Source organism: Rhizobium ecuadorense, from assembly GCF_001187535.1.
GTDB classification, from domain to species: domain Bacteria; phylum Pseudomonadota; class Alphaproteobacteria; order Rhizobiales; family Rhizobiaceae; genus Rhizobium; species Rhizobium ecuadorense.
This window is the reverse complement of the sequence record NZ_LFIO01000262.1, coordinates 1-309: the sequence shown is the minus strand read 5'-3', so window position 1 is coordinate 309 and position 309 is coordinate 1. Positions and strand designations below refer to the sequence as shown.

Sequence of the window (309 nt, the reverse complement as noted above, 5' to 3'; positions counted from 1 at the left end):
TGTCCGCGATCAGCGGTGCTGATCGTTCTTGCCTTCCCGCAAGGCGAGCTTCGGGATTGAGACCGCGCAACTCAGCTTCGATGCGATAAAGTTCACCAATGCGCCTGACGCCTTCCTCAGCAATGGGCGCTGTGCCAGTACGGGTGATCTCGACCAGCTTGCGCCGCGCATGCGCCCAACAATAGGCGAGCTGAATGTTGGGACCGACGCGGTCCGGTGCAGTCAGGCGATTATATCCGGCGTAGCCGTCAACCTGAAGGACGCCCGCGAACCCCTGCAATATCCGTTCAGCATGCTGCCCGCCACGGC

Annotated in this window: 1 protein-coding gene; it reads right to left on the bottom strand. The window is 61.5% G+C overall.

The annotated features are described in order from the left end of the window. On the bottom strand, nt 1-309 hold a 309-nt coding region (locus AF337_RS39785), incomplete at both ends, for an IS66 family transposase (protein ID WP_152970927.1).